9 protein-coding genes are annotated in these 8,349 nt (G+C 40.7%); 7 read left to right on the top strand and 2 right to left on the bottom strand.

The features are described from left to right. Positions 1-240: 240 nt before the first annotated feature. The 5 genes from A7A69_RS03825 (at position 241) to A7A69_RS03805 (ending at position 4,693) form a co-directional block, all read left to right on the top strand. On the top strand, positions 241-867 hold the full coding sequence (locus A7A69_RS03825; RefSeq protein ID WP_152876340.1) for a DUF1285 domain-containing protein: 627 nt from the start codon (positions 241-243) through the stop codon (positions 865-867). 47 nt (positions 868-914) lie between these two features. Beyond that, complete coding sequence (murI, locus tag A7A69_RS03820; RefSeq protein WP_152876339.1) at positions 915-1,784, top strand: glutamate racemase; 870 nt, start codon at positions 915-917, stop codon at positions 1,782-1,784. A gap of 113 nt (positions 1,785-1,897) precedes the next feature. Next, positions 1,898-2,923, top strand: a complete 1,026-nt coding sequence (locus A7A69_RS03815; RefSeq protein WP_151980505.1) for a DUF4062 domain-containing protein — start codon at positions 1,898-1,900, stop codon at positions 2,921-2,923. Between the two features lie 82 nt (positions 2,924-3,005). After that, entirely contained in the window at positions 3,006-4,019 is a 1,014-nt protein-coding gene (hemH, locus tag A7A69_RS03810; protein ID WP_152876338.1) for a ferrochelatase, read from the top strand. Between the two features lie 29 nt (positions 4,020-4,048). Then, positions 4,049-4,693 (top strand): MBL fold metallo-hydrolase, encoded by a 645-nt coding sequence (locus A7A69_RS03805; protein WP_152876337.1) that lies wholly within the window; start codon positions 4,049-4,051, stop codon positions 4,691-4,693. A gap of 359 nt (positions 4,694-5,052) precedes the next feature. Here the strand turns inward: A7A69_RS03805 and A7A69_RS03800 are convergent, their stop codons facing one another. After that, complete coding sequence (locus A7A69_RS03800) at positions 5,053-5,241, bottom strand: DNA gyrase inhibitor YacG (RefSeq protein ID WP_120369800.1); 189 nt, start codon at positions 5,239-5,241, stop codon at positions 5,053-5,055. 96 nt (positions 5,242-5,337) lie between these two features. Between A7A69_RS03800 and A7A69_RS03795 the strand changes: the two genes are divergently transcribed. Together A7A69_RS03795 and A7A69_RS03790 are read left to right on the top strand one after the other, a co-directional pair. Continuing rightward, positions 5,338-5,976 carry a class I SAM-dependent methyltransferase gene (locus A7A69_RS03795; RefSeq protein WP_187349160.1) on the top strand — a complete coding sequence of 213 codons (639 nt, stop codon included), beginning with the start codon at positions 5,338-5,340 and terminating at the stop codon, positions 5,974-5,976. Beyond that, on the top strand, positions 5,966-7,180 hold the full coding sequence (locus tag A7A69_RS03790) for a TIGR03862 family flavoprotein (RefSeq protein WP_152876336.1): 1,215 nt from the start codon (positions 5,966-5,968) through the stop codon (positions 7,178-7,180). The genes A7A69_RS03795 and A7A69_RS03790 overlap by 11 nt, the downstream gene beginning before the upstream one ends. Here the strand turns inward: A7A69_RS03790 and A7A69_RS03785 are convergent. After that, a complete protein-coding gene (locus A7A69_RS03785) occupies positions 7,158-8,318 on the bottom strand; it encodes an FAD-dependent oxidoreductase (RefSeq protein ID WP_152876335.1) in 1,161 nt (386 codons plus the stop codon). The two genes, A7A69_RS03790 and A7A69_RS03785, sit on opposite strands and share 23 nt — an antisense overlap. Positions 8,319-8,349: the final 31 nt, after the last annotated feature.

The raw sequence follows: 8,349 nt of genomic DNA, 5'->3' as shown, positions 1-8,349 counted from the left end.
ACCAACGATCACTACGTCAAACTCCATCGCTTCGCGTTCGATGTGCTCCATGTAGGACTCCTCATATTGCTAAGGGTGGCAACCGCAACATTATTGCTTCGGTGCTGCCATGAGTGTTCTTTAATGTCTAGACACAAACAGACAATCGTGTCTTAAATAGTTTGCGGCTAGTATAGTTTCAAACCCTGATCTAGCCAATTGGCTGAGTCGCTATATTTTCTCGTCAGCAAGGCATAAACCATGGTAAATCATAATCATTCGTCTCAAGAGACGAACCAGATAACATCGTTAGATGATAAAAACTTAATGAGTATCGCACAATATGTAAAAGATGCACAGCAAAGTCACAAAAGGTCAATTCCACCTCTTGACCAATGGCATCCAAAGCATTGCGGTAAAATGGATTTGATCATAAAAGCCAATGGAGAATGGTGGCACGAAGGTCAATTGATCAAGCGACAGGCGCTTTTAGACCTATTTTCTAAAGTGCTTTGGAAAGAGGGTGAAAAGTACTATTTGAAGACACCTGTAGAGCAAATTGAAATTCAAGTTGAAGACGAACCATTGCTAGTGAATCAGGTCGATGTGGTTGAGATTGATTGTAAACCTTTTATCCAATTGACCACGACCAATCAGGACATTGTGATTGTGGATGAGGAACATCCGATTTTTATGCGTGGATATCCGAATGAAGCAGGCGATAGTGAATTACGCCCATATGTGCATGTGCGTTTTGGCATGAATGCTTTAATTCAACGCGCTGCTTTTTATCATTTGATTGAATTCGGTGTTTTAACTGAGAATTCTGATGGAGACGCTGTTCTTGAGTTAAAAAGTGGTGATTTACTCTTGCAATTAAGCAGTTGAGGTTTAAGCTTAATCGTGAATCTGAAACGATGGATTTAAGCTGAGAAATGACTGCTATACAACCTATTCATGCTGAATTAAAACCAAGACCTAAAGCATCCAAAGATGCACCGATTGGTATTTTTGATTCGGGCGTAGGCGGTTTAACTATTGCACAGGAAATTGTACAGCATTTACCCAATGAGCAGATTATTTATTATGCTGATACTGCCCATGTACCTTATGGCCCGCGTTCAGATCAGGAAATCCAGCAATTAACTGCGCAAGCAATTGAGTGGTTATATCGTCGTGGTTGTAAAATGGCAGTCGTGGCATGTAATACGGCATCAGCGTTTAGTCTGGATTACTTACGGGAACATTATGGTGAATCTTTTCCAATTGTGGGTTTAGTTCCTGCACTTAAACCCGCTGTATTACAAAGTCAGTCCAAAGTCGTTGCAGTACTGGCGACACCTGCAACATTTCGTGGGCAACTGATTAAGGATGTGATTCAGAATTTTGCTCATCCAGCAGGGGTTAAGGTATTACCTGTAACCAGTTTGGAGTTGGTTCCTTTTGTTGAAGCAGGAGAGCAAAGAAGTCCTGCGTGTTTAAAGGTATTAAAGCAATGTCTGCAACCTGTAGTCGATCAGCATGCCGATTTTTTAGTATTGGGATGTACACATTATCCCTTTTTAAAAGATGCGATTACGGATATTTTTGGGCAGAAGCTGACATTAATTGACTCTGGATTGGCTGTAGCAAGACAAACTGCCCGCATTTTGATCAAGAATGAGTTATTATTTGACGAAATTCGTCAGAATCACCTTCAAATTGAATGTATTGTCAGCGGAAATAATTCAGATCAGCTAAAGTTTGTGTTAAAACATATGATTAAAGATCATATTGTTTGGCGTATTCATAATATTCATGGTTAAAAATATGTGAGTTACGCTATAAATAGTGATGTTCTAGATCTAAATTTGGGGTTGTATCTTCATTACATCACATGGAAAGTGATGATGAATGTAAAGTTTTAGGGGATAACACCATGCTGGATAAGCGTTATCAGGTCTTTATTTCGACATCGGGCGCAGAAATGCAACCAGAACGTATGGTGTTGGCACAGACACTGATCGGAATGGGATTTTTTTCGTGGGGACTTGAACAACGTACACCACTGAGTACTGCTCTTGCACGTCGTCAGATTGACGATTGTGATTATGTGGTATTACTACTAGGAAGTCAGTATGGAGAGCAATCTGTTTCAGGTGTGAGTTATATGCACCTTGAATATATTTATGCTGTCACCAAGCAAAAACCCGTTATTGTATTTATGCATGACGCACCAGAAAGCCGCGATGCAGCATTGCAAGATACTAAACCTGAATTAAAAGAAAAATTTAACGAATTTCGTAAACAGCTTCAGCATGAAATTGATCAAGTTTTTTGTTATCGCAGCCTGCGAGACTTAGAGTTGGCAGTACGTTTTAATATGTCACAAATGCTGGAACGTTACCCTGTATTGGGTTGGGTGCGACCACAAAATACACAAGTTTTACAGGATGAAATTGATAGCTTACGCGCCAAAGTTACTCGTCTGGAAACTGAATTGGGTAAACGTGAGAATGATCCTCTGATGGCGGTGCCAAGAGTTTATACCAATGAGATTTATTCTTTTGAATATCGGGTTCATGCTTATCAGGATGGTAATTTTCAGGAGCTTAAACCAGAACGTAAGCTGAGTTGGTTGCAAATTTTGTCTATTTTAAGTGTGGTGTTTAAAATTCCGACACCAGAGGAATATTTTTCCAAACGTATCAATGATTATTTGAATGAAACTGGACTTGATGATGCACGACTGGTATTACCTCGAGCGCATGCAGTTGCGCGTTCGCAAATTAATATTCGGGCATTGCACCACATTAAAATGCAGATGAGGCAGAATGACTGGATTACGCCTACAGGTCGTGATGATAGACAGCGTTTATTATGGCAGCTTACTCCCAAAGCGTTGAAACTACTTGAAAACCAACAGACCGAAAGTAATCGGGGTTCTCAAGTGAAAACAAATTAGTCATTTATTTAGAAAAATCAATAAAACTGTTAAAGTAAGGGTACTCAAGATATTTTCATGTACTCATCTAACAGGAAAAAAAATGTCTGCTGCATCTAAACCAAAAGTGACCGTTATTTTAGCCAATTTGGGAACGCCTGATGCAGCCACTGTTCCAGCCGTGAGACAGTTTTTGAGGCAGTTTTTGTCAGATTCACGGGTTATCGAAATTCCCAAACTGCTGTGGCAAATTATTTTACGTTGTTTCGTTTTACCTTTTCGTCCGAAACGTGTGGCACATGCTTATGCAACAGTCTGGCGTGAGGATTCTCCCATGCGTGAAATTCTTTTGGCACAGACAGAAGGCTTAAAGAAAGAACTAATAGTTGCTTATCCGCAGTTCGATTTAACCGTTGTTCCTGCCATGACTTATGGTCAACCAGGGATTACGACACTCTTGCAAAAATTGGCACAAACGCCACAGCATCATATTTTATTATTGCCTTTATTTCCGCAATATTCTGCGACATCGACTGCGCCGCTTTATGATGCTTTTGCCAAATGGATTCCGCAGCAGCGCAATCTACCAGGTTTGACTATTATCAAGGAATACTATCGTCATCCCTTATTTATTCAGGCATTGGTGCAAAGTATTCTGGATTTTCAAAGTCAGTATGGAAAACCTGAAAAGTTATTAATGTCTTTTCATGGGATTCCACAGCCTTATGCCGACAAAGGGGATCCATATGCAGATCAATGTCGGGAAACGGCATATTTGGTTGCACAAGCGATGGGGCTAAAACAGGATCAATGGGCCATCAGTTTTCAGTCGCGATTTGGGAAACAGGAATGGGTTAAACCATATACAGATCAATTGCTTAAACAGTGGGCTGAGCAGGGAGTAAAGTCTGTTCAAATTTTGAGTCCTGCTTTTTCTGCGGATTGTCTGGAAACTTTAGAAGAGCTTGCGATTCAAAATGCTGAGTTGTTTTTAAATGCAGGTGGTGAATCTTATCAGTACATTCCTGCATTGAATGACTCAAATGCCCATTTAAAGTTACTCCGCCAATTACTTCAAGCCCATCTAAATGCGCTTGAAATTACCTTAGCCCACTAAATCGCCCTAATATTTCGCCAGAGGTTGTTATGCTGCAAGTTAAAATAGTTCCTGTGACTGCTTTTGCCCAGAATTGTTCTATTGTTTGGGATAGTGAAAGTAAAGAAGCAATTTTAATTGATGCAGGTGGCGATGTAGCCAAGCTTAAACACGAGGTTGAAGCATTAGGCTTAAAGGTCAAAGCACTCTGGTTGACGCATGGACATCTTGATCATGCAGGTGCAGTCGGGGAACTTGCTAAGGTCTGGAATATTCCTGTAATAGGCCCACACAAAGATGACCAATTTTGGCTAGATATGATTCAGGAAGTGTCCCAACGTTATGGATTTCCAATTCCTGAACTCGTACATGTGAATCAGTGGCTTGAAGGTGGCGAAGTTTTGACATTAGGTGAGCATCAGTTTGAAGTGCGTTTTGCACCTGGACATACCCCTGGACATGTGATGTTTTATAACTCGCAACATGCTTTGTTGTGGACAGGAGACGTACTATTTAAAGGCTCGATTGGGCGTACTGATTTTCCTAAAGGAAATCATCAGCAACTACTGGATTCGATTCAGCGTGAATGTTTTAGTCTACCCGATGATACGCAGTTTATTTCAGGTCATGGGCCGATGAGTAGCATTGGCTATGAAAAACAATTTAACCCTTTTGTCGCAGGTCAGGCAGGATAAAATATAAATTGGACAATGACTGGACTTGCAGTCATTGTCCTCAATTTTAAGAATGAAATAAGCTATGAAATCTTTGTTTGGCTTCCCACACGACTAAACCACTTGCAGCTGCAAATAGTAAAGCAATAAGAAATAAAACGGCATCTGAAGCAATAAAACCTAAAACAAGGAAGACTAAACAACAAATAACAAAAACGGCAAAAAGTATTCTCAATAAAAGCATCCAAATTCTCCTATAAAGAGAAGATTTGTATTATTGACAAGTACTTTAATCTCTGTATGTGTAATTTTGTTTACAAATCACACAATTTTGAGTGAATTTTGCAACTAAATATAATTGATGATAATTAGTAAGCCATTTAGCTATCGTAATCATAAGGGTTGCCATTTTCCGATGTTGGAGCATCTTGAGTCTTTAATTTATAGTCCTCATTTGCCCATGCGCCTAAATCGATCAGTTTGCAACGCTCTGAACAAAAAGGACGAAATTCATTGTTTTCCCATACAGATGGTTCACCACAACGGGGGCAGGGAAATGTGCGTGGCATAGTAAAATCCTCAAATTCGTCGTCAAGATATTAGGCAAAGCTTAAATCACTTGTTAGACTTAGCCTGATTTCAATACCTAGTTTGAATAGTTTGCTGTGATTATCTCGATTCGTCAATTTCAAGCCCAGCGCATGCAGGCTCCGCGTGATTTTAGTTCCATTGAAAATACCCCAATTTGTGTTGAAATTGGTGCGGGTAAGGGCAAGCATGCATTGTTATTTAGTGGTGAACATCCAGAACAAATATTATTTGCAATCGAGCGCACCAAAGAAAAATTTTTGGCGATGCAGAAACAAAAAGGATTGGAACCTAGAGATAATTTATATCCCATCCATGCGGATGCTTTGCCGTGGATTGTCCATGCGCTTTATCCGCAGCAAGTTGATCAGTTCTTTATTCTTTACCCTAATCCTGAACCGCACAATCCAGCACAACGTTGGCTGAATATGCCTTTTTTTGAGTTTTTGCTGTCACGTTTAAAACCTCAAGGCACGATTACTTTAGCCAGTAATATTTCAGATTATATCGATGAAGCCGAACATCAACTTGAGCAACAATGGCACTTACCTTACGTTAAACAACGCATAGCATCTGATTCGGCACGCACACACTTTGAGGTTAAATATTTGGAGCGTGGTGAACTTTGCCAACAGCTCATCATCACTAAACCCGAAGGTTATCAGACTCGGTTTGATGAATTTTTGCCATTACAAGGGCAAAATCATGCCGAATAAACAAGTCGTGATCGTTGGGGCAGGTCCCGCGGGACTGGCCTGTGCCGAAGTTTTGTCTGAACTTGGTCATTATGACATTACCATCTACGAGCAAAAGCCATCGGCAGCACGCAAGTTTTTAATGGCGGGAAAAACAGGACTCAATATTAGTCATGCTGAAGATTTAGATCATTTTATATCGCGCTATGATCATGCCAAATGGTTGCGCCCGATGATTGAAGGTTTTCATGCTCAAGACATTCAGGCATGGATGAAAGGTTTAGGGATTGAATCGTATATTGGTAGTTCAGGACGGATTTTCCCAAATGAGATGAAAGCCGCGCCATTATTACGCGCATGGCTCAAGCGTTTGCAAGATCGCGGCGTAAAATTTCGTTACCGCCATCAAGTCTTGGCAATACAGAATCAGTCTTTGACTGTTATGGATTTAGTGCAACAGCAGCAGAATCACATTACGGCTGATGCGATTGTATTGGCGTGTGGGGCAGTATCATGGCCACAACTGGGAAGTGATGGAAAATGGCAAAACTGGTTAGAGTCATGCATGATTCAGCCTTTTGTTGCCAGTAATGTCGGTGTGTTGGTAAATTGGTCAAGTTATTTACAGCCGATGTTTGGGCAACCTTTGAAACGTATTCGAGCTTGGGTTCAAGGGCAAACACCTCAGTTTGGCGAAATGGTGATGAGCCACTATGGATTAGAGGGCGGGTTAGTCTATCGTTGTAATCGCGATTTGCGTGAAGCGATGCAGACTCAAAATTCAGCGATTTTATATCTGGATTTACTGCCAGACCTGAGCCAAGAACAAATTTTACAAAAGTTACAACAAGGCAAAAAGCAGTCTTTAAATACTTTATGGCAAAAGATTGGCTTGGATAAAACCAAAATTGCTTTGATTCGTGATGTCGTCAGTAAAAATGACTGGAATGATGCGATTAAAATGGCGCAGCATATTAAACAAATTGCCATTCACATACAGGGTTTTCGTCCAATTGAAGAAGCGATTAGCTGCGCAGGCGGTATTCGGCTAGATGCATTGGATGAGCATCTGATGCTGAAGAATTCCCCTTATATTTTTGCTTGTGGTGAGATGCTGGATTGGGATGCACCAACAGGAGGTTATTTACTCACAGCTTGTCTGGCAACAGGTCGACAGGCAGGAATAGGGATTCATCAGGCACTTAATGTGACTGAAAAAAGTTAAGCATATTCTCTAGTGCATTGGTGGCATGCATACGTTCGCCATTGGCGAGTGAATATTCTGCCATCTTTGCTGCACGTGGACGCATCTCTTGCTCATAGCTTCCAATGGCTTGTTGCAGTGTTGAAAAGTGATCGGAACTTAAATATTCGCTGAGGTTTAAAGAATCCAACATCGCAACATTGACACCTTCACCAGCGAAAGGTGGCATCAGATGAGCGGCATCGCCGATAAGGGTTAAATTGGCTTGAGTACGCCACGTTTGGTCTAAAGGCATGCAATAAATAGGACGAGGAATTAAGGGAAGCGAAGCATGCTCAAAAAGGTTATCCCATATAGCATCCCATTCTGAATAAAAATAATTAAACCATTGTTGGGTTTTTAACCGATCTGAAAAAATAGCCTGATGCGCTGTTGACCACGATTCTTCAGCTTTAAAACTGGCATAAAAACCGATTTCATCATCTGCTTTTTGTCCCATGAGTAGATTTTTTTGATGACCAAAAGCCATGATTTTTCCGCCATTGAGCAATTGATCTATTTGGGGTGCGGTTTGTTTTATATTTGAAATATAACCTTCTAACATTGTAATACCTGAGTAAAATGCCCGAATATCAGTCAGGTAAGGACGAACTTTGGAGTTGGCTCCATCCGCAGCAATGACCAGATCGGCATAGAAAGTCGTATTATTTTTAAAGTGTAATCGCCAACCATTGGCTTGTGTCTGCATCGAGATAAATTGATGATTCCATTGCACTGTATCGGGCAGTAAAGAGTCCAATAGAATTTTTCTTAAAGTCCCGCGATCAATTTCAGGTCGGAAATCAGGATCACCAAACTTTCGCTTGAGCTGATCATCATGATCACTCAAAAAAACTTCGGCCTTTGCATTCATTATCTTTTTACGATCTGCTTTGGGCATAAAATGCTGTTTAAATTGTTCGATCAAACCTGCGTGTTGTAATGCTTTTAATCCTGAATCTTCGTGCAAATCCAGAGGCGAACCTTGAACTCGAGCCTCTTGATTCAAATCACGTTCAAACACTTGAACATCAACCGCATGAAGTTGTAATAAGCGTGCAAGAGTTAAGCCTGCTGGTCCACCACCGATAATGGCTACTTTTTTATTTTTTAACAGCATGATGTTTCCAGACGGCGGTTTTGAATATAGG

The sequence above is a fragment of the Acinetobacter guerrae genome (assembly GCF_009372255.1).
Classification (GTDB): domain Bacteria; phylum Pseudomonadota; class Gammaproteobacteria; order Pseudomonadales; family Moraxellaceae; genus Acinetobacter; species Acinetobacter guerrae.
The sequence above is the reverse complement of the archived record's forward strand: the minus strand, read 5'-3'. Positions and strand labels throughout refer to the sequence as shown.